Genomic DNA, 21153 nt, shown 5'->3' on the forward strand with positions numbered 1-21153 from the left:
TAATCAGGCAATTACCTTATTGGCCTGCGGGTTATTGTTTTGTATAAGTTATTTGAAGACCGGACCCGCCAGTTTTGGATCCTGCATACCTTAGGCTGGTTGGGTTTTGCTATAGTCAATTATCTTGGCTCTCTGATCCAGGAAACGCGTGACGCTTACCTGATAATTGTTGCACTGGACTCCTATATTGGTTGGTTAATTACCATACCTCTGCGCTATGCTTATCAGCGTGCCTGGTATTGGACGCCCTGGAAAATGATCATAACGGTATTGCTGCTGGCATTTTTTGTCGCCGCAATATGGACGGCAGTGCGTAACTTTAACTATTGGGAAATATATCGCCATGGTGCACGGCCAGACGACTGGCTGAAGTACATCCGTGACACGCCGGTGGCATTTTATGTCATGTTAAGCTGGAGTGGTTTGTATTTTGGTATTAAGTACTATCAAACATTACAACAAGAAAAACAGAAATCGCTGACTGCAACCAACAAAGCGCACGAAGCTCAGCTGAAAATGCTGCGTTATCAGCTTAACCCGCATTTTTTGTTTAATACCCTAAATGCCATTTCAACACTGGTGTTAATTAATGAAGCTGATACTGCCAATAAAATGGTGACCAGACTTAGTGACTTTTTGCGCTATTCATTGTACAAAGATCCCATCAACAAGGTACCGCTTGAGCAAGAAGTGTATGCTGCCCGTTTGTATCTTGAGATTGAAAAGGTGCGCTTCTCCGAGCGTTTGTCTGTTATATTCGACCTTGAACCCGGAACAGAGAAAGCGCTGGTACCCAGTTTAATTTTGCAGCCGCTAATTGAAAATGCTATTAAGTATGCGGTAGCAAGCCAGATTAATGGCGGTGAAATAGCCATTACGGCGAAAAAGTTTGGCCATGATTTATTGCTCGAAGTAGCTGATAACGGGCCGGGTATGACCATTACCAATGGTTTGCCCAAAAGCAGTGACAGTGGGGTTGGGTTGGTTAACACTAAAGAGCGTTTATCCGCACTGTATGATAATAACTTTGCTCTGGTTTTAACGCATAATCAGCCACAGGGCTTAAAAGTAAATATCAGAATTCCATTACAACTAGAAAAAACGGAACAGGAACATGCTTAAGGTAATAGTAGTTGATGATGAGCCTTTAGCCCGCAAGGGAATGATGGTGCGCTTACGGGAGTTTCCTGAGCTGGACGTTATCGCTGAATGCAGCAATGGCCAACAGGCTATTGACAGTATTAGTCAGCTAACACCGGATCTGGTTTTTATGGACGTTGAAATGCCGGGCATAGATGGCTTTGCGGTGCTAAAACAATTGCAGGCCCAAAATGCGGCGTTACCTTATATTATTTTTGTCACAGCCTATGACCATTATGCTTACAGCGCTTTTGAAGTGAGTGCCCTTGACTACGTTTTAAAACCGGTTGAACCTGAGCGTTTAAAACAGGCAATAGAAAAAGTCCTGAGAATATACCAGGCGCAGGACACGCAAAAACATAAAGGTCAGTTGGCAGAAGCCGTGGCAAAACTAACCGGAGACGACACCGGCAATATACTGCAGCGGCTGGATAATGCCCAGCCAGTGGTGAATGACCGCTTCCCGGATGCTATCAGCATTAAAGACAGTGGCGAAATTACCCGGGTACCAGTAGCTGCTATCGAGTGGGTTGATGCTGCCGGCGATTATATGTGTATTCATACGCGTGATGGCCAAACACATATTTTACGCCGGACTATGAAAGAGTTAGAGCAGGAGCTGGATCCCAAGCTGTTTGTTCGGGTGCATCGCTCAGCTATTGTAAACGTACATACCATTGCCAAATTACAAATGCTGGCCAATGGTGAGCATCAGTTAATGCTGACTAATGGCCAGGCTGTCAAAGTAAGCCGTAGCTATAAAGACAGGGTAAAACAGGTTTTTAATCAGTAGCCCGCAACTGTTCTGTATGCTTAATCGCTGGCAATAGTTTGTTGCCAGCGTACCAGATAAGGGTCTATCTGCTTTTTCTTTGCGCTGGTTTGTGCAAGCGGGTATAGCACAGCTTGCTGGTTTATTTCACCAGCCATCATTAAGTGGGCCCCCTGCATAAGTTGCTCTATGGCATAAGCCCCCAGTTTCGTTGCCAGTATCCGGTCTGCCCCCACAGGAGAGCCCCCGCGCTGGATATGGCCAAGAATACAAGCCCGGCACTCAATGCCCAAAGCACGGCTAAGCGCTTCTGCCAGTGCGGTGGTACCACCCGGATAACTGTTTTCTGCAACGACAATAATGTAACTGCTTTTGCCTCGTAATAATTGCGCGCGTTGCACAGGCGCTATCAGCGTTTTTAAATCATCAGGCTGCAGGGTGCCAAATTCCGGGCAAATAATCTGTTCTGCTCCTGCGGCGATCCCCGCAGACAAGGTAATATAGCCAGAGTGGCGGCCCATTAGCTCAACCAGAAATATCCGTTCAAATGCATCGGCGGTGTCGCGGATTTTATCTATTGCATCTAACGCTGTGTCTATTGCGGTAGCAAAGCCAATGGTATAGTCGGTGCCGTCTACATCATTATCAATTGTGCCTGGCACGCCAATGATCTGGCCTTGATAATAGTTTGCTATTGCCAGCGCACCGCGAAAACTGCCGTCACCACCGATAACTACCAGTGCATCCAGTTGCAAACGCTGTAAAGCCTCTGCGGCTTGTTTTGCGCCTTCCTGGGTATGTAATGCTTTGCAGCGGGCGCTTTTTAAGACAGTACCGCCATGCTGAATAATATTCTGTACATGCTGTGGCAACAGTGTTTGATAGTCATCATCGAGCAAACCATTAAACCCATGGCGAAAACCAATAATATCAATATTGTATGCCGCACCGGTGAGGACAATAGCGCGGATAGCTGCATTCATGCCCGGCGCGTCGCCGCCTGAGGTTAATACACCAACACGTTTAATCATTCTTCATCTCTGCTTAAAAACTGATATCTTGCTCAGTATAGGGGGTTAAAGCAGGGGCCGTGTTTGATATGGCGCAATAGTTAGTGTGTTAGTCGATATAACAGTATCGGGCTAAAGACAGCTACAGGTAAAATAAGCGAAAATGGCACCGTTATCAGCAGAGATACTCTGCAACACCTGCCACTTGTTTATTACACTGGATCAGCACCCATGCATCAAATTACAGGTAAAAGCCTGGTAGGCTTATTGTTAGCCTTAACCACTGCCGTTTTATGGGGAATTTTACCTATAGCACTGAAAATAGTACTCGATGTGCTGACAGCTAACACCATAACGGCAATTCGTTTTCTGGCGGCTGCAGTTATCGTTGGTATCTGGCTGGGGGCGCGGGGCAAATTACCTAAAGCGGCTATACTCCTTAGCCCCAACATAGCAAAACTGATGCTAATTGCCATATTGGGCTTATTGTCTAATTACATCATGTATTTAAGCGGGCTAAACTACCTCAGTGCAGAGACCGCGCAGGTGGTTATTCAACTGGCACCATTTTTAATGATGATAGGCGGTGTCTTTATATTTAAAGAGCGTCTGTTACTGTGGCAAAAAGCCGGTGCGGTTATTCTGGTTGCGGGGTTGCTGCTGTTTTTTAATGAGCGCCTGGTGCAGCTTATCTTACAAGCGGGCAGCGAAACACTGGGCGTGTTGCTGGTGATTGCTGCAGCAGTAACCTGGGCGGCCTATGCTTTGGCACAAAAGCAATTACTGGTACATTACACATCCAAGCAAATTATGTGTTTGCTGTATGTAGCGGGTACCATTGCGTTTATGCCGGTATCTGATTTCACACCGCTGTTAACTATGACAGGTTTGCATTGGCTGCTACTTATATTTTGCTGTTTAAATACCGTGGTGGCCTATGGCGCTTTTGCTGAGGCGCTGCATCATTGGGAGGCATCTAAAGTCAGTGCGGTACTGGCTGTAACACCGCTTTTTACTATTTTGTTTGCCAATATCGTGGGCTGGTTGTTTCCGGCCTATTTGGCTGCGCAACAACTTAATCTTTGGTCCTGGGTTGGTGCCACGCTGGTGGTTGTGGGATCTGCGTTAACCGCGCTGGCACCGCAATTTATGCAATACCATAGTGCACGCAAAATACGTAAGCTGCAACGCGATGTGTTTTAGCAGGTAAATAGCAAGCAGCAAAAAGGGCTCGTATGAGCCCTTCGTATTAGTGGCGCGTGTACTATTTTACCTGCACAATTCTGCAGGTATTGGAGGCACCAATAGTTTCCATCACATCACCGTGTGTCATAATAACCAAGTCGCCGCTTTTTAAACCCGCTTTGGCTTTTACCGCTTCAATAGCGGCATCTGCCAGCGATTGTCCCTGTAAGGCTGTGCTGTCAAAAAACGCCGGATAAACGCCACGGTACAACGCCATTTTGTTCAGCGTTTTGGTATGGCGCGACAAAGCGTAAATAGGTTGTGGCGAAGTAATACGTGACATCAGCTTGGCGGTATAGCCAGATTCTGTCAGCGTAATAATGGCTTTGATCCCTTCAAGGTGGTTGGCGGCATACATTGCGGACAGTGCAATCGTTTCGCTGATTTCGGTAAAGGTCACATCCATACGATGCTTGGAGATTTGCACACTGGGGTGTTTTTCCGCGCCGTCGCATACCCGGGCCATCGCCCGTACAGTTTCAGTTGGGTATTTACCGGCAGCCGTTTCAGCCGACAACATAACCGCATCTGTACCATCCAGCACGGCATTGGCTACGTCCATTACTTCGGCGCGGGTTGGCATCGGGCTTTCAATCATGCTTTCCATCATCTGGGTTGCAGTGATCACCACCCTGTTTAACTGGCGCGAGCGGGCAATAATACGCTTTTGCTGGCCAACCAGCTCAGCATCACCAATTTCAACGCCTAAATCACCACGGGCAACCATTACAGCATCAGAAGCACGGATAATGTCATCCAGCGTTTCATTATCTGCTACCGCTTCAGCGCGTTCAATTTTCGCCATAATGCGGGCTTCAGAGCCTGCTGCCAGCGCTAAATCACGGGCTAAGCGTAAGTCATCGCCACAACGTGGGAAAGATACCGCCAGATAATCAACATCAATTTCTGCTGCGGTAATAATATCGCGTTTGTCTTTATCGGTCAGGGCAGGGGCTGTTAAACCACCGCCCTGGCGGTTAATACCTTTATTGTTACTTAACTTACCGCCAACAGTCACGGTAGTATAAACTCTGGCACCTTCAACACGGTCTACTGTTAACTGAATGCGGCCATCGTCCAGCAGTAATAAATCGCCGGGTTTTACATCCTGTGGTAACTCTTTGTAGTCGATACCTACCTGATGCTCGTCACCTTCGCCTTTTGGCAACTCTGCGTCCAGCACATACGGCATGCCTTCTTCCAGTATTACGGAACCATTTTTAAAGGTAGAGACACGGATTTTCGGTCCTTGTAAATCGCCTAAAATAGCAACGTGTGCGCCCAACGCTGCAGCGGCACCTCGTACCATAGCGGCACGTTCACGGTGATCGTCAGCACTGCCATGCGAGAAGTTCAGACGGAATACGGTTGCACCAGCCTTGATCAGTTTTTCAATTGAAAGCTGTGTATTGGTGGCGGGGCCTAGCGTCGCGACGATTTTAGTTCTTCTGTGCATGGTTATTTCCTGCTTGTTGCAAAGAGGGTGTAATATCTGGCTGTTAGTTTAATGTAATTTAATTACAGAATACAGCAAAGCGATGAAGAAAAGTTACAGGTTGGTGCAGTTGCCGACACAACTGCACCAGCTTATCAGTTGTTGAAATCTTTTTTGTCAAAGCGGGAGCCGCGCAGGCTGTCTTTCACTTTTTTCAGGTTTTCCCGAAACTTACTGCCGCGGCGCAGTGTAAAGCCAGTAGCCAGAATATCAATAAGCACTAACTGTGCTACGCGTGACGCCATGGGCATATACATGTCGGTATCCTCGGGTACGTCCAGCGACAATACCAGCGTACATTCTTTTGCCAGCGGGCTGTCGTAAGCGGTAACACCTATAACAGTAGCATCATTTTCACGAGCTATGGCGGCAATATCACACAGGTTTTTTGTACGGCCGGTGTGGCTGATGCACACTACAACATCACCTTCAGCACTGTTTATAGCACTCATCCGCTGCATCACTATGTCGTCAAAACACACCACTGGCACATTAAAACGGAAGAACTTATTTTGTGCGTCATGCGCTACAGAAGCAGAAGCGCCCAAACCAAAAAAAGAAATTTTCTTTGCCTGGGTCAGTACATCAACTGCACGGTTTATTGTGTTAATATCAACACGTTGCCTTGCAGTATCCAGCGCAGCCATAGTAGATTCAAATATTTTAGCGGTATAAGCTTCCGGCCCATCTTCTTCTTCTACATGGCGGTTAACATAAGGTGTGCCATTAGCAAGGCTTTGTGCTAAATGCAGCTTAAAATCAGGAAAACCCTTGGTGTCCAGTCTGCGACAAAAGCGGTTAACTGTAGGTTCGCTCACATCGGCCATTTTAGCTAATGCCGCTATACTACTATGTATAGTTGTTTGAGGGTTAGCCAGAATCACATCGGCTACTTTACGTTCTGATTTACTAAAACTGTTTACGCTATTGACGATTTTTTCCAGCACGTTCATCCGGCAATTCCTGGCTTATAATTAGGCTGATACAGGTTGTAATACAGGGTGTAGCCCATCAGGGCGGTGGTCAAAATAGTACTAAATTTACTACAAAACCACAGATCCGTTGCTAAGGCTGCCTTATTATATAAGAATAGTCAAAACATTACGCAATCTGTAATTTAATTACAAGATATCTGGTTTACAACCCTGTTATGCTGCGCTAGTATGGCCGAAGTGTTGTAAAATTACATCTAAATCAAGGGTCAGCTATGACGACAACAGCACAAAATTCAGCGTGTGATTTAATTCTGTTTGGCACCAAAGGTGATTTGGCACGGCGCAAGCTGTTACCGGCAATGTATCAGCTGGAAAAAGCTGATTTACTTTGCCCGGAATCACGCATTATCGGCGTTGCCCGTGATGAAATGTCGACAGAAGCTTATGCTGAGCTGGTGTTAACCAACCTGAACAAGTTCCTGAAAGAACCGCTGGACAATGAAATATGGCAGCGTTTGCAGCAAAAGCTGGTATATGTGCAGCTGGATCTGGCAAATGAGCAAGACTATAAAAAACTCACAGCAGTGACTGATATAAATAAGCGGGTACCGGTTAGCTACTTCGCCACACCACCTTCATTATTCGGCTCTATCTGTAAAGGCTTAGCGGTAGCCGGGCTGGCTGAAGAGCCTGCACGTGTGGTACTGGAAAAACCCATTGGTCATGATTTAGCTTCATCTAAAGTGATTAATGATCAGGTCGCTGAATTTTATAAAGAAAGCCAAATTTACCGGATAGACCATTATTTAGGTAAGGAAACGGTACTGAACCTGCTAGCGCTACGTTTTGCTAATGCTATTTTTGCTGGTAACTGGGATCATAATTCCATTGATCATGTGCAAATAACGGTTGCAGAGGAAGTAGGTGTAGAAGGGCGCTGGAGCTATTACGATGATGCAGGGCAAATGCGCGATATGGTGCAAAACCACCTGTTGCAGGTACTGACATTAATTGCGATGGAGCCACCGGCACGTTTGGATGCAGACAGTATTCGGGACGAAAAACTAAAAGTGCTAAAAGCACTGCGCCGCATTGATATCAGCAATATTCAGGAAAAAACCGTCCGTGGTCAGTACGGTAGTGGCTTTGTTGCCGGTAAAGCAGCGCCCGGCTATCTGGAGGAAGAAGGCGCCAGACCAAACAGTAAAACTGAAACCTTTGTTGCTATTAAGGTTGATATTGATAACTGGCGTTGGGCTGGTGTGCCGTTTTACCTGCGTACCGGTAAACGTATGGCATCTAAGTTAAGTGAAGTGGTGATTTGCTTTAAACCGCAGCCGCACAATATTTTTCATGCTACTTATAACCAGTTACCGGCTAATAAACTGATCATTCGTTTGCAGCCGGACGAAGGTGTGGAAATTCAGGTACTGAATAAAATACCTGGCCTTGGCGAAAATATGCGCCTGCAAGAAAGTAAGCTTGATTTAAGCTTTGACGAAACCTTTAAATCGCAGCGTATTGCCGATGCATATGAGCGGTTGTTACTGGAAGCTATGCTGGGTAACCAGTATTTGTTTGTGCGCCGTGATGAGGTTGAGCATGCCTGGAAATGGGTAGACGGTATTCTAAACGCGTGGAAAACCAGCAACGAGCCGCCCAAAACCTATCAGGCAGGCAGTTGGGGACCGGTTGCAACAATTTCTATGCTGGCCCGTGATGAGCGTAACTGGGAAGAATAAGCCATGATGCAACTGAAGCAATTTAGCAATACCAGTGCACTGAATGACGATTTTGCCAGCCGCTTAGTCAGCATTTTACAGCAGGCTATACGCGAGCGCGGTGCAGCATATTTAGTGGTGTCGGGGGGGAAAACGCCTCAGGCATTGTTTAATACCTTAAGCCAGGTTGATTTAGCCTGGGACAAAGTTACGGTGCTACTGGCAGATGATCGCTGGCTGGATGACAATCAGCCAGATTCTAACGAGCGTTTGGTTAAAGCCACATTGTTGCAAAATAACGCTAAGGCAGCTCGTTTTATCAGCCTGTATGCCGACGTAGCATCGGCTTTTGAGGGCGTAGCCCAGGTGCTGCCGCGTATTACGCCGTTACCGACTTTTGATGCCGTTATACTTGGTATGGGTGAAGATGGCCACACGGCCTCGTTATTTCCCTGCAGTGCGCAAATTAAAGATGGACTGGCCAATAACGCCCCGGCGGTATTAGCGGTGCAGCCACAAACCGCACCTTATCAACGTGTATCCTTAAGCCTGCCACGGCTGCTGAACAGCCGTAATATCTTTTTGCATCTGGTTGGCAGCAATAAACTCGCGGTACTGAATAAGGCGATGGGCGAGCCGGATGTGCTTGCCATGCCAATCCGTGCCTTTTTACACCATCCTGTAGCGCAAGTTACGGTGATGTACACCGAAAACTAGGGGATAGTCATGGATCCTGTGATTCAGAAAGTAACGGACAGAATTATTGCCCGCAGTACGCGCAGCCGCGATATTTATCTGCAGCGGCTGGAAAAAGCCCGCTTAAAGGGTCCGCATCGGGGCGTATTAAGCTGCGGCAACCTCGCGCATGGGTTTGCCGCCTGTAACCAGCAAGAAAAAGGCGACTTACGTAGCCTCACCAAAGCAAACATTGGTATCGTATCATCTTATAATGACATGCTGTCAGCACATCAGCCGTATGAACACTATCCGGCAATTATTAAACAAGCGGTAAAAGATGTAGGTAGCGTAGCGCAATTTGCCGGTGGTGTGCCGGCAATGTGCGATGGTGTAACCCAGGGCCAGCCAGGTATGGAGCTAAGCTTACTAAGCCGTGACATTATTGCAATGTCAGCGGCAGTAGGCTTATCGCACAATATGTTTGACGGCGGTTTAATGCTGGGCATTTGCGATAAAATTGTGCCGGGTTTATTTATGGCCGCCCTGAGTTTTGGCCATCTGCCATTTGTATTTGTACCGGCCGGCCCTATGCCTTCCGGCATTCCGAATAAAGAAAAAGCCCGTATACGCCAGTTATATGCTGAAGGTAAAGTGGGTAAAGAAGAGTTGCTTGCGGCTGAATCGGCCTCTTATCACTCTGCCGGTACCTGTACTTTTTATGGCACCGCTAATTCCAATCAGTTAGTCGTGGAAATTATGGGCCTGCACTTACCCGGTGCATCTTTTGTTAACCCGGGTACAGAATTGCGGGACGAGTTAACTAAAGCCGCGGCCCGGCAGGTTACCCGGTTAACAGATTTAGGCACAGATTACCTGCCGGTAGGTAAAATGATCGATGCCAAAGCTATAGTAAACGGCATTGTCGGTTTACTGGCTACCGGTGGTTCAACTAATCACACTATGCATTTAATTGCTATGGCTCGTGCGGCCGGTTTTATCGTTAACTGGGATGATTTTGCCGAGCTGTCTGCGGCAACACCACTGCTGACCCGTATTTATCCGAATGGCCAGGCTGATATTAACCATTTCCAGCATGCCGGCGGTATGGCGCTGCTGATCCGTGAGTTGCTGGATGCCGGTTTATTACACGAAGATGTGCAAACTGTTGCAGGTCCAGGCTTACGCCGTTATACCCAGCAACCGGTAATGCAGGACGGTAAACTGGTTTGGGTTGATGCACCACAAACATCACTTGACCCGGATGTCCTGGCAACGGTGAAAAAACCCTTTAAAGCTCACGGAGGCCTTGAAGTGTTGTCAGGCAATGTTGGCCGAGGCGTGATTAAAACCTCAGCACTGCGTGAAGGCACCGAAGTTGTTAAAGCCCCGGCGGTGGTATTTTCCAGCCAGCACGAGCTGGATGCAGCATTTAAAGCCGGGGAGCTAAACAAAGATTGTGTAGTCGTTGTACGGTTTCAGGGGCCTAAAGCCTGCGGCATGCCAGAGCTGCATAAGCTGACACCGCCACTGGGTGTGTTACAGGATCGTGGTTTTAAAGTGGCATTGGTAACTGATGGCCGTATGTCAGGCGCATCAGGTAAAGTGCCAGCAGCTATTCATGTTACGCCTGAGGCCATTGATGGCGGTAATATCGCCCGGATTAAAACCGGCGATATGATGTTGGTAGACGGCAATACCGGCCGGCTAGAAGTGCTGGTATCTGATGCTGAGCTGGCTGCACGTGACATTGCTACTGCAGATATGGCAGAAAGTTACTACGGCATGGGCCGGGAAATGTTTGGCGCACTGCGCGGCCAGTTAACCGGCGCTGAGCAGGGAGCTTGCAGCCTGTTTACTACAGAGGAGCATCTGCATGGTTAAGTTGCCTGCCTACGCTATTGTAGCCGATATTGGTGGCACCAACGCCCGTTTTAGCCGGGTTGAGTTGGCCAGCCTGGCGCTGGACAAGGTTGCGGTTTACCCCTGTGCAGAATTTGCCACTTTAGCTGATGCATTAGTACATTATCAGCAGCAACAAGAATTAACTGACATTAAGCATGTGGCTATTGCTATAGCTTGTCCGGTAACCAGTGATCAGATCAGCATGACCAATTTTCACTGGCGTTTTTCGGTTAAAGCCATGCAACAGCAACTGGGCCTTGAAGCACTGCAGGTAATGAACGACTTTACCGCTGTTGCTATGTCTTTACCGGCGTTAACAGCGGCACAAAAAGTGAAAGTAGGCCCCGGCGAAGTTCAGCATGGCAAACCTATGGCTGTGCTTGGTGCAGGTACCGGCCTGGGTGTTGCACATTTGCTGCCGGTAAATGATCAGTTTATTGCGTTGCCGGGTGAGGGAGGTCATGTAGATTGGGCTGCTCAAACCGAGCAGGAATGGTTTATTCAGCAAATGCTGGCCAAAGAATATGGCCATGTGTCACCTGAACGATTGTTATCCGGCCCCGGGCTGGAAGCCATTTATAAAGCACTGGCTTTGTATCGCCAACAGGTTGCCGAGCCACTTAGTGCGTCTGAGATTGCCAAACACGCTCTGACAGGCGAATGTACGTTAGCCCGTGATACCGTGCTGCAGTTTTTTGCCAGCCTTGGCAGCGTTGCCGGCGATCTGTCGCTGACACTCAGTACCTTTGGTGGTGTTTATATAGCCGGTGGTATAGCCCCGAAATTATTACCTCTGCTTGCTGATAGTGAGTTCAGAGCCCGTTTTGAAGCAAAAGGCCGGTTTAGCGCTTTTAATCGCCAGATCGCCACCTATGTCGTTACTGCAGAGCAACCAGGTTTGGTTGGCGCCGCAGTGTACCTGAAACAATTTTTGGCGAGTAATTAATATGGCATTTGAAAACTGGCAGTTGCAACCTGGCGTTTTGTTTGATCAGGGGCCTGTTGTACCTGTAATTGTGATTAAAGATCTGTCTGATGCTGTGCCTATGGCAAAAGCCTTGTTGGCCGGTGGTATTAAGGTGCTTGAAGTCACTCTGCGTACACCGGTAGCGCTTGATGCCATTCGCTTACTGGCGGCAGAAGTGCCTGATGCTATTGTTGGCGCAGGTACTGTTACTACCGCAGCACAACTACAACAGGTAGTGGAAGCCGGTGCTAAGTTTGCCATTAGTCCGGGTTTAACGCGTGAACTGCTGCAGGCCGGTAAAGACGCTGCAATTCCGCTGATCCCCGGCATTGCCAGTATTTCTGAACTAATGGAAGGTACCGGTTTAGGTTACAGCCACTTTAAGTTTTTTCCGGCTGAAGCCGCTGGTGGTGTCAAGACATTAAAGTCGATTCACGGCCCTTTTGCTGACATCCGCTTTTGCCCAACCGGTGGCATTAACGAGAAAAACTTCCTCGAGTATCTGGCCCTGCCAAATGTAAAATGTGTTGGTGGCTCCTGGATAGTACCTGATGATGCGGTAGCCGCTAAAGACTGGCCGCGTATTACACAGCTATGTAAGGCAGCAGTAGAACAAGCCCGCCGCTAAGAAGTATTTATGCAAGGCTTCACTTACGCCCGGTAAATACCGGGCGTTTGTTTTTGAGTTTAACGGTAAAAACGCGTATAGTGGCGCACTTTTATTCTTAGTCGTCTGTTACCCTTAGCCGCTTTTGGCTATTTGTCTTAACTTGTTCTGGAACACACTGTGATATCAACTGCTAACATTACAATGCAATTTGGCGCTAAGCCGTTGTTTGAAAATATATCGATTAAGTTTGGTGAAGGTAATCGCTATGGTTTAATCGGTGCTAACGGTTGCGGTAAATCAACATTTATGAAGATTTTAAGCCGTGAGCTTGAGCCCAGCGCCGGTAATGTATTTGTTGAACCAAACCACCGTGTAGCCAAGTTACATCAGGATCAGTTTGCTTTTGAACAATATTCGGTTATTGATACCGTTATTATGGGGCATGCTGAGCTGTGGGCGGTAAAGGAAGAACGTGATCGCATCTATAGCAGTGCCGAAATGAGCGAAGAAGACGGTATGAAAGTGGCCGATCTGGAAGTTGCCTTTGGCGAAATGGATGGCTACACAGCGGAATCACGCGCCGGAGAACTGTTAATTGGTGTGGGCATTCCGGTTGAACAACATTTTGGCCCGATGTCGGCAATAGCGCCGGGCTTTAAATTGCGGGTATTACTGGCACAGGTGTTGTTTGCCGATCCGGAAATTATGCTGCTGGACGAACCAACCAACAACCTGGACATCAATACTATTCGCTGGCTGGAAAACATTCTGGCCGAACGTAACAGCACCATGGTTATTATTTCGCACGACCGCCACTTTCTAAACAGCGTTTGTACCCACATGGCCGATTTAGACTACGGCGAGCTGCGCTTGTATCCGGGTAATTACGATGAGTACATGTTTGCCGCCACTCAGGCCCGCGAACGTTTATTATCAGATAACGCAAAAAAGAAAGCCCAGATAGCTGAGCTGCAAACCTTCGTTAGCCGTTTTTCTGCTAATGCTTCAAAAGCCAAGCAGGCAACATCACGCGCTAAGCAAATAGATAAAATTCAGCTGGAAGAAGTTAAAGCCTCCAGCCGGGTTAATCCTTTTATCCGTTTTGAGCAACAAAAGCAGTTATACCGGCTGGCATTAGAAGTAGAGGGGCTGAACAAGAGTTTTGGCGAGCTGTCTTTGCTGAAAAACTTAGGCCTGACCATTGAAGTAGGCGAGAAAGTTGCCATTTTAGGTGCTAACGGCATTGGTAAAACCACCTTACTTAAATGTCTGGTGGGTGATTTAACGCCAGAGTCTGGTATGGTGAAATGGTCTGAAAATGCCAAAATTGGTTACTATGCGCAAGATCATGCCCACGAATTTAATGAAGCGATGACTTTGTTTGACTGGATGAGCCAGTGGAAGCAGCCATCAGATGACGAGCAGGCAATACGTGGTATTCTGGGGCGTTTGCTGTTTTCACAAGACGAGATAAAAAAATCGGTTAAAGTGCTTTCCGGTGGTGAAAAAGGTCGCATGTTGTTTGGCAAATTAATGCTGCAACGACCAAATATACTGGTGATGGATGAGCCCACAAACCACCTGGATATGGAATCTATCGAGTCACTTAATCTGGCATTGGAGCATTACAAAGGCACCTTGCTGTTTGTCAGCCACGATCGCGAGTTTGTATCCAGCCTCGCCAGCCGTATTATCGAAATTACCGACAAAGACATTCGTAACTTCGTCGGCACCTATGAAGAATATCTGGCAGCGCAAGCTGCGCAGTAATGCTAAAAGCCGGTTATATTGACCGGCTTTTTTATACCTTGATTTTTTTGTCACTTATCCCCATGTCTTTTAAAGGTATATTCATTCACGCCCGGTAAGATACTGTTTTAATTGGCAAGGCTTGTGAAGTAAGCCAGCATTTTTATGCTATGTTAAGGCAGTCTCCGTGCTCATTTAAGAGGAAGCGCTATGAAAATTAATATTGGTATTAACGAAGAACAACGTAAAGCTATTGCCGGTGGGTTATCTGTACTGCTGGCCGATACTTATACTCTTTACTTAAAAACGCACAACTACCACTGGAACGTAACCGGGCCAATGTTTCAGACGCTGCATACGTTGTTTGAAACACAGTACAACGAATTGTCACTGGCAGTGGATGATATTGCTGAACGTATCCGGGCTCTTGGTGAGTTTGCCCCGGGCTCTTACAAAGAATACGCCAAGCTAACCAGCATTAAAGAAGCTGACGGTATTCCATCTGCCGAAGAGATGATTAAAGATCTGGTAAAAGGACAGGAAGCTATTGCTAAAACGGCACGTTCTATAGTACCGGTGGCTGATGAAGCTTCTGACGAGGTAACCCTTGATCTGCTGACTCAGCGTATGACAGTGCATGAAAAGACTGCCTGGATGTTGCGTAGTCTGGTAGCCTGATGCAAGTACATTGGCCCGAGCTGATCGGGCCAGTGTCTTATTTGGCTGATTTCTGCACTATCTGGTACAGAAACTAATCCTCCTGGTAAAAAAAACTAAGATTTTCTGGCCAAAGCTTGTAAAATCGCTGGCAGCAGTAACACTTATAGCTGGCTGTAGTACGTCGGTGTCAGCTGGAGGAGAGTCACCCAATGAAAGCGTTGCAGTATGCCCAGAATGTATCCGATCTATTTGCCCTGCCTGAAGGCTATCTGAGGGTTAAAGAACTGATGGACTCTGACACCGCCGGTCTGGATGAAGTGGCGGATGTCATTTTACTCGACCCGGTACTCACTTCAAAATTGCTTAAACTGGCTAACAGCGCAATTTACAGTTTGCCTTATCAGGTAGAAAGTGTCAGTAAAGCGTTATTAGTGCTGGGTAAAACCCAGGTATATAATCTGGTGCTGAGTATTGGCATTGCGTCAGCCTGTAGTAAAGTTGACACCTCAGCCATTGATCTTGAGCGGTTCTGGGAGCAAAGCATTAATGCTGCGCTTATAGCCAAATATCTGGCGCAGTGCTGCGAGGTTAAACCAACAGATCGCTTTTACGTTGCAGGTTTACTGCACAATATCGGCGAGCTGGCGGTATTACAGAACGATGCCGGTCAGGCATACAGCTGCCAGGAATATAATGCAGAACAACGCCCCTGGCAGCTTCAGCAAACTACACTGGGGTTTACTTACGCAGATTGCGGTGCAGAGTTACTGCATTTGTGGCATTTACCTGACAGCATTGTCGAGCCGGTTGCACTGCAACACAGCACCCGCTTTGATCAAAAAAACAAAGCCCAGCTGATTATTTATCTTGCCGTGCGTTTAGCATTGGCAAATCAACATCCCGAGATGTATTCCACTAAGCAACTTGTTGACCCTTTTGTACTGGAGTTATTAAACTTAACTCAGCCAGACATTATTCGCGCCATCGACTTCTGTAACACTGAAGGCCTGTTTATTTTGTCCGTATTAAACCCCAGGATCAGCACTATTTATTAATATTTTCTGTCCGGCATAACCTCAGGTTTGCCGGAACAGTTATCTGGAAGCCGTTCATGAGCAGTTCAAGCAAGAAATCTCCGTTGTATACCGCCTACTCAGGCTCAGCATTGTTGGAAACACCGTTACTCAATAAAGGCAGTGCTTTCACTGCAGATGAACGGCTGGCGTTTAACCTTGCCGGTTTATTACCACCACGTTATGAAACAATAGAAGAGCAGGTAAGCCGCGCTTATATGCAATATAAGAGTTTTGATACTGCGATTAACAAGCATATCTATCTGCGCGCGATTCAGGACAATAACGAAACGTTATTCTACCGCCTGTTACAACAACACCTGGAGGAGATGATCCCTATCATCTATACGCCAACTGTCGGTGATGCCTGCGAGCAATTTTCGGATATTTACCGCAGTGCCCGTGGTTTATTTATCAGTTATCAGGACCGCCATCAACTGGACGATGTATTACGCAACGCCACCAAGCGTAAGGTAAAAGTAATTGTTGTCACCGATGGCGAGCGGGTGCTGGGCCTTGGCGATCAGGGTATTGGCGGTATGGGGATTTCTATCGGCAAGTTATCGTTGTATACCGCCTGCGGTGGTATCAGCCCGGCTTATGCCTTACCGGTAATGCTGGATGTCGGCACCAACAACGAAAAACTGCTGAACGACCCAATGTATATGGGCTTGCGGCAAAAGCGGGTTGGCCAGGCAGAGTATGATGAGTTTGTAGACCTATTTATTCAGGCGGTAAAAAGGCGCTGGCCAGAGGCCATTATTCAGTTTGAAGACTTTGCCCAACCCAATGCCATGCCTTTATTACAGCGTTACCGCGACAAAATATGCTGCTTTAACGACGATATCCAGGGGACCGCTGCAGTGACGGTGGGTACTTTACTGGCGGCGTGCCGCAGTAAAAATGCAAAATTGTCTGAGCAAAAAGTGGTGTTTGTTGGTGCAGGGTCAGCAGGTTGCGGTATTGCTGAGCAGGTGATCAGCCAGATGGTAGCTGAAGGCATAAGCGAAGCACAGGCGCGCAGCCAAATTTATATGGTTGACCGCTTTGGCTTACTTACTGACACCACACCTGGCTTGCGTGATTTTCAGCAAGCTTTGGCGCAGTCATCAACAGCAATAACAGATTGGAGCTACAGCAGTGAATTTCCAAGCTTGCTGGATGTAATGAACTGCGCCCAACCTGGTATTTTAATTGGTGTATCAGGCCAGGCTGGTTTATTTACCGAGCCGGTAGTACGGGCGATGAAAAAAGGCTGCGCCACGCCGATTATTTTCCCGCTTAGCAACCCGTCACGTCAGGTAGAAGCCACACCAGAACAGGTGATTAACTGGACCGAAGGCGACGTTATTATCGCCACCGGCAGCCCCTTTGCACCTGTGGCGTATAACGGCAGGCTTTACCCGATAGCCCAATGTAATAACAGCTACATTTTCCCTGGTATCGGCCTTGGCGTTATTGCCAGTAAAGCCCGGCTTATCAGTGATGAAATGTTGCGTGAAGCAAGCAAAACACTGGCTTCTGCGTCGCCAAAAGCAAATAGCGGCGAGGGCGCTTTACTGCCAGCTTTTACCGAATTGTCAGCGCTGAGTAAGCAAATAGCGTTTAACGTAGCCAAAGTGGCAATGCAGCAGGGACTTGCGCTTGAGCTGGACGACACCATGTTGCTGCAAAAAATTGAAGACAATTTCTGGCTGCCGCAATACCGCCAGTATAAGCGGGTAAGTGCCTGAGTCTGACAAAGCTGCTTACAATTAGTTTTAGACTAATTATTAGCTTGAGGGTAGGCTGTGTTTTGGTATAACCAAAACTATAAAGGAACCCTCTAATGCATAAGTCTGTTATTGCCCTTGCTGTGGCCGGTATTCTTGCCGGCTGCGGCCCGGCACCACAAAACAATACATCCAGCTCTACACCTGACGTTGTTGCAGAGCAAAAGCAGCAGTCAGAAACTGAGCGGTTAAATCAGTGGTTTGAAGTTAAATACGAGCAAAAACTGCAACAAAGTCCGCTGCAAATGACTTTTCTTGGCCGCAAAGATAAGTACGATCAAGTAGACGACACCTCAATTGCTGCAGAAGATGAGCAGCTAGCCTGGCTGGCAGCAACGGTAGAAGAGCTTAAAACCAGCTTCGATTACAACAAGCTTGATCTTGAAGCGCAAACCTCTTATGACATCTGGGTTTATCAGTATGAGCAGGCCAAAGAGGGCGTAGCTTTTCGTAAAAATGGCTATGTGTTTACCCAGATGCATGGCATTCACGCCATGTTGCCGCAAATTATGATCAACTTTCATAAAGTTGATACCGCAGAAGATATGCAAGCCTACATCAAGCGTATTGAAGGTATCAGTCGTGCTCTGACACAACTACTGGAGCGGGCTCAGGCAAATGCAGAGCATGATGTACGCCCGCCACGCTTTGCTTATGATGGCGTTATAGAGCAAATTAATAATCTGATCAGCGGTGCGCCATTTACCGAAGCCGAGCAAGACATACCACTGTGGGCCGATGCTAAAGGCAAAATTGATGCATTGGTTGCAGCCGATAAACTTACCGATGAGCAGGCTAAACAATTAGCCGACGACACAAAAACGGCCCTGCAAACGCATTTTTTACCGGCATATACTGCGCTTAAGCAATGGTTACAAAAGGATATTCAGTTTACTGATGAAATTGCTACCGGCGTAGGTAAGCAACCAAATGGTACCGCCTTTTATAACTACCGGTTAAAAGCAGCTACCACTACTGATTTAACCGCAGATCAAATCCATCAGATTGGCCTGGATGAAGTTGATCGTTTAACCAAAGAGATGATTGCAATTAAAGACAAGGTTGGCTTTCAGGGCGATTTACAGGCGTTCTTTAAGTTTATCAAAGATGATGATCAGTTCTACTATCCGGATACCGATGAAGGCCGTGAAGGTTATCTGGAAGATTCAAGACAGTATCTGGCGTTCATTAATGAAAAACTGCCAGAATACTTCGGCATTTTACCCAAAGCAGAGCTGACAGTGAAACGGGTAGAGCCATTTCGTGAACAGCCCGGCGCTGCACAGCATTATTTCCCCGGCACCCCGGATGGCGCCCGGCCAGGCATTTACTATGCGCATTTATCAGACATGCGTTCTATGCCAAAAAATGAGATGGAAGCCATTGCTTACCACGAAGGCAACCCGGGCCATCATATGCAGATTTCTATCGCACAAGAGTTAACCACAGTACCCACATTCCGCACTCAGGCCGGGTTTACAGCCTATTCAGAAGGCTGGGCACTGTATTCAGAGCTGTTAGCGAAAGAGATGGGCGCCTATCAGAACCCATATTCAGATTTTGGCCGCCTGATTACTGAAATGTGGCGTGCAGTGCGCTTAGTGGTAGACACCGGCCTGCACAGTAAAGGTTGGAATGAGCAACAGGCGATAGATTACTTCCTGGAAAAAACACCGATCGCCCAGGGAGCGGTGATCTCTGAAGTACGTCGTTATATTGTTTGGCCCGGCCAGGCGACAGCATATAAAATCGGCATGATCAAAATTCTTGAACTGCGTAGCAATGCACAGAAAGAACTTGGGGATAAATTTGATATCCGCGCTTTTCACGATACCGTACTTGGCGGTGGTGCCTTGCCACTTAGCGTACTGGAAAAGCGGGTTAATAACTGGATAGCCAGTGTAAAAGCAAAAACCGTGTAATAAATTCATGCAGTTTAAGACAAGGCCGCGATCATGCGGCCTTTTTACATTTAAGCACATAGCAATCTGTATAACCGGTAGCAATATCTGGTACCCTTTAAACAATTATCTGGTACGAGGAAATAGCTATTAGATCGCAAATACCCGGTGTGGCTGATTTATGGTTTCTACCACTGGGTGGCACCGGTGAAATTGGCATGAACCTTAACCTGTATGGCCATGCAGGCCAGTGGTTGATGGTAGATTGTGGTGTAACCTTTAACAACCCTTTATCACCGCAATATAGTGATGCTGGCAACCCGCAAAATGCCGAAGTACTGGCAGCCGATCCAACCTTTATCAGCCAGCAAAAAGAAAATTTGTGCGGCATTGTTATTACCCACGCCCATGAAGATCACATTGGTGCTTTGCCACAATTGTGGCAGCGTTTTAATTGCCCGGTATACACCACGCCCTTTACCGCTGAAATTCTGCGGCGTAAGTTAAGTGGGCTTGGTTTAGCTGACAAAGTACCGGTTATTGAAGTATTAAGCGGTGCCACTATAAATATAGGCCCGTTTTGTCTGCACTGGCTGGCTATTACCCATTCTATTCCTGAGCCCCATGCTTTGGTGATCAAAACCATTGCCGGTACTGTATTTCATACCGCTGACTGGAAAATAGACGCCAGCCCGATCACCGGCCGCGCATTTAAAAGCGCGATATTTAAGCGCCTGGCGCAGCACAACATTACAGCAATGGTGTGCGATTCTACCAACGCCTTGCGTGAGGGATTTTCTCTGTCTGAAACTGACTGCCATAATGCCTTGTTACAGGTAATTAAAGCTGCATCAGGCCGGGTAGTGGTAACGGGGTTTAGCTCTAACGTAGGCAGGCTGATTTCACTGGCCCGTATAGCCGCCAAAACCGGTCGTTATCTGGCGCTGCTTGGCCGTTCGCTGAACAATATGGTAGGGGCAGCCCGGGCTACCGGTTATTGGCCTGATGAGTTAACCGTAGTGGACGCCGGCCATATTGGTTATCTGCCAAAGGAAGAGGTGCTGGTTATTGCTACCGGTTCACAGGGAGAACCTCGTGCAGCCCTTAGCCGCCTTGCTGATGATAATCATCCGCTGTTGCTGCTGGAGCAGGGCGATCTGGTGATTTTCAGCTCTATCATTATTCCCGGTAATGAAATGCTGATTGGTCGTTTGGTTGAAAAATTTAATGCCCGGAATATTCAAACATTGCAAAGCCATGATACCGGACTGCCCATTCATGTGTCCGGTCATCCAAACAGGGGGGAGCTGGATTTGCTCTACCGTTGGGTGCAGCCGCAAATTGCCGTGCCAGTGCATGGCGAAGCCGCGCATTTAGCCGCTAATGCTGATGTTGCCAAAGCCGCAGGTGTGCCACAACAACTTACCGGATTAAACGGCGATTTGTTTGTATTGGCACCGGTACCACGCTTATGGCCCGGGTTTACTAAAGCCGGGCGTATTGCTCTGGTACGTTAAAGATTG

17 protein-coding genes are annotated in these 21153 nt (G+C 47.4%); 14 read left to right on the forward strand and 3 right to left on the reverse strand.

What is annotated here, in order from left to right; translation table 11 throughout:
* Positions 1–39: 39 nt before the first annotated feature.
* Together J3B89_RS11075 and J3B89_RS11080 are read left to right on the forward strand one after the other, a co-directional pair.
* Positions 40–1122, forward strand: coding sequence for a sensor histidine kinase (locus tag J3B89_RS11075; protein WP_215397630.1), 1083 nt, complete (start codon positions 40–42; stop codon positions 1120–1122).
* Positions 1115–1933 (forward strand): LytR/AlgR family response regulator transcription factor, encoded by an 819-nt coding sequence (locus tag J3B89_RS11080; protein WP_215397631.1) that lies wholly within the window; start codon positions 1115–1117, stop codon positions 1931–1933. Before J3B89_RS11075 ends, J3B89_RS11080 begins: the two co-directional genes overlap by 8 nt.
* Before the next feature lie 20 nt (positions 1934–1953).
* Here J3B89_RS11080 and J3B89_RS11085 read toward each other — a convergent pair whose 3' ends face one another.
* Positions 1954–2943, reverse strand: coding sequence for a 6-phosphofructokinase (locus J3B89_RS11085; RefSeq protein ID WP_215397632.1), 990 nt, complete (start codon positions 2941–2943; stop codon positions 1954–1956).
* A gap of 210 nt (positions 2944–3153) precedes the next feature.
* On the opposite strand from J3B89_RS11085, the gene J3B89_RS11090 reads away from it, so the two are divergent.
* Positions 3154–4125, forward strand: a complete 972-nt coding sequence (locus tag J3B89_RS11090) for a DMT family transporter (RefSeq protein WP_215397633.1) — start codon at positions 3154–3156, stop codon at positions 4123–4125.
* A 61-nt stretch (positions 4126–4186) separates the two neighbouring features.
* Here the strand turns inward: J3B89_RS11090 and pyk are convergent, their stop codons facing one another.
* Both pyk and J3B89_RS11100 read right to left on the reverse strand, forming a co-directional pair.
* Positions 4187–5623 carry a pyruvate kinase gene (gene pyk / locus J3B89_RS11095; protein WP_215397634.1) on the reverse strand — a complete coding sequence of 479 codons (1437 nt, stop codon included), beginning with the start codon at positions 5621–5623 and terminating at the stop codon, positions 4187–4189.
* A gap of 134 nt (positions 5624–5757) precedes the next feature.
* Positions 5758–6615, reverse strand: coding sequence for a MurR/RpiR family transcriptional regulator (locus tag J3B89_RS11100; protein ID WP_068238042.1), 858 nt, complete (start codon positions 6613–6615; stop codon positions 5758–5760).
* A gap of 254 nt (positions 6616–6869) precedes the next feature.
* Here J3B89_RS11100 and zwf point away from each other — a divergent pair, with 254 nt between their 5' ends.
* The 11 genes from zwf to J3B89_RS11155 all read left to right on the forward strand — a co-directional run bounded on the left by zwf (position 6870) and on the right by J3B89_RS11155 (position 21147).
* Positions 6870–8339, forward strand: coding sequence for a glucose-6-phosphate dehydrogenase (zwf, locus tag J3B89_RS11105; RefSeq protein WP_215397635.1), 1470 nt, complete (start codon positions 6870–6872; stop codon positions 8337–8339).
* A 3-nt stretch (positions 8340–8342) separates the two neighbouring features.
* Positions 8343–9035, forward strand: a complete 693-nt coding sequence (pgl, locus tag J3B89_RS11110; RefSeq protein WP_215397636.1) for a 6-phosphogluconolactonase — start codon at positions 8343–8345, stop codon at positions 9033–9035.
* 9 nt (positions 9036–9044) lie between these two features.
* Positions 9045–10877, forward strand: a complete 1833-nt coding sequence (gene edd / locus J3B89_RS11115) for a phosphogluconate dehydratase (RefSeq protein ID WP_215397637.1) — start codon at positions 9045–9047, stop codon at positions 10875–10877.
* Complete coding sequence (locus tag J3B89_RS11120) at positions 10870–11844, forward strand: glucokinase (protein WP_215397638.1); 975 nt, start codon at positions 10870–10872, stop codon at positions 11842–11844. Before edd ends, J3B89_RS11120 begins: the two co-directional genes overlap by 8 nt.
* A 1-nt stretch (position 11845) precedes the next feature.
* Positions 11846–12493, forward strand: a complete 648-nt coding sequence (locus J3B89_RS11125; RefSeq protein ID WP_215397639.1) for a bifunctional 4-hydroxy-2-oxoglutarate aldolase/2-dehydro-3-deoxy-phosphogluconate aldolase — start codon at positions 11846–11848, stop codon at positions 12491–12493.
* Between the two features lie 159 nt (positions 12494–12652).
* Positions 12653–14245: an ABC-F family ATPase gene (locus J3B89_RS11130; protein WP_215397640.1), complete on the forward strand. Its 1593-nt coding sequence runs from the start codon at positions 12653–12655 to the stop codon at positions 14243–14245.
* A gap of 189 nt (positions 14246–14434) precedes the next feature.
* Positions 14435–14902, forward strand: coding sequence for a Dps family protein (locus J3B89_RS11135; protein WP_215397641.1), 468 nt, complete (start codon positions 14435–14437; stop codon positions 14900–14902).
* 191 nt (positions 14903–15093) lie between these two features.
* Complete coding sequence (locus J3B89_RS11140) at positions 15094–15939, forward strand: HDOD domain-containing protein (protein WP_215397642.1); 846 nt, start codon at positions 15094–15096, stop codon at positions 15937–15939.
* A gap of 56 nt (positions 15940–15995) precedes the next feature.
* The gene (locus J3B89_RS11145; protein WP_215397643.1) at positions 15996–17690 is read left to right on the forward strand and encodes an NAD-dependent malic enzyme; all 1695 of its coding nucleotides are present in this window, start codon (positions 15996–15998) and stop codon (positions 17688–17690) included.
* A gap of 95 nt (positions 17691–17785) precedes the next feature.
* Entirely contained in the window at positions 17786–19651 is a 1866-nt protein-coding gene (locus J3B89_RS11150; protein ID WP_215397644.1) for a DUF885 domain-containing protein, read from the forward strand.
* A gap of 149 nt (positions 19652–19800) precedes the next feature.
* On the forward strand, positions 19801–21147 hold the full coding sequence (locus J3B89_RS11155; protein WP_349814213.1) for a ribonuclease J: 1347 nt from the start codon (positions 19801–19803) through the stop codon (positions 21145–21147).
* Positions 21148–21153 lie beyond the last annotated feature (6 nt).

Source organism: Rheinheimera oceanensis (assembly GCF_018831085.1).
In the GTDB taxonomy this organism is placed as follows: domain Bacteria; phylum Pseudomonadota; class Gammaproteobacteria; order Enterobacterales; family Alteromonadaceae; genus Alishewanella; species Alishewanella oceanensis.

Excerpts from the sequence above, each read along its gene's own strand:
- edd (WP_215397637.1), top strand. The coding sequence starts at position 9,045 with ATGGATCCTGTGATTCAGAAAGTAACGGACAGAATTATTGCCCGCAGT.
- J3B89_RS11150 (WP_215397644.1), top strand. The coding sequence starts at position 17,786 with ATGCATAAGTCTGTTATTGCCCTTGCTGTGGCCGGTATTCTTGCCGGC.
- J3B89_RS11145 (WP_215397643.1), top strand. The coding sequence starts at position 15,996 with ATGAGCAGTTCAAGCAAGAAATCTCCGTTGTATACCGCCTACTCAGGC.
- J3B89_RS11100 (WP_068238042.1), bottom strand. The coding sequence starts at position 6,615 with ATGAACGTGCTGGAAAAAATCGTCAATAGCGTAAACAGTTTTAGTAAA.
- zwf (WP_215397635.1), top strand. The coding sequence starts at position 6,870 with ATGACGACAACAGCACAAAATTCAGCGTGTGATTTAATTCTGTTTGGC.
- J3B89_RS11140 (WP_215397642.1), top strand. The coding sequence starts at position 15,094 with ATGAAAGCGTTGCAGTATGCCCAGAATGTATCCGATCTATTTGCCCTG.
- pgl (WP_215397636.1), top strand. The coding sequence starts at position 8,343 with ATGATGCAACTGAAGCAATTTAGCAATACCAGTGCACTGAATGACGAT.
- J3B89_RS11135 (WP_215397641.1), top strand. The coding sequence starts at position 14,435 with ATGAAAATTAATATTGGTATTAACGAAGAACAACGTAAAGCTATTGCC.
- J3B89_RS11080 (WP_215397631.1), top strand. The coding sequence starts at position 1,115 with ATGCTTAAGGTAATAGTAGTTGATGATGAGCCTTTAGCCCGCAAGGGA.
- J3B89_RS11085 (WP_215397632.1), bottom strand. The coding sequence starts at position 2,943 with ATGATTAAACGTGTTGGTGTATTAACCTCAGGCGGCGACGCGCCGGGC.
- J3B89_RS11090 (WP_215397633.1), top strand. The coding sequence starts at position 3,154 with ATGCATCAAATTACAGGTAAAAGCCTGGTAGGCTTATTGTTAGCCTTA.
- pyk (WP_215397634.1), bottom strand. The coding sequence starts at position 5,623 with ATGCACAGAAGAACTAAAATCGTCGCGACGCTAGGCCCCGCCACCAAT.
- J3B89_RS11120 (WP_215397638.1), top strand. The coding sequence starts at position 10,870 with ATGGTTAAGTTGCCTGCCTACGCTATTGTAGCCGATATTGGTGGCACC.
- J3B89_RS11125 (WP_215397639.1), top strand. The coding sequence starts at position 11,846 with ATGGCATTTGAAAACTGGCAGTTGCAACCTGGCGTTTTGTTTGATCAG.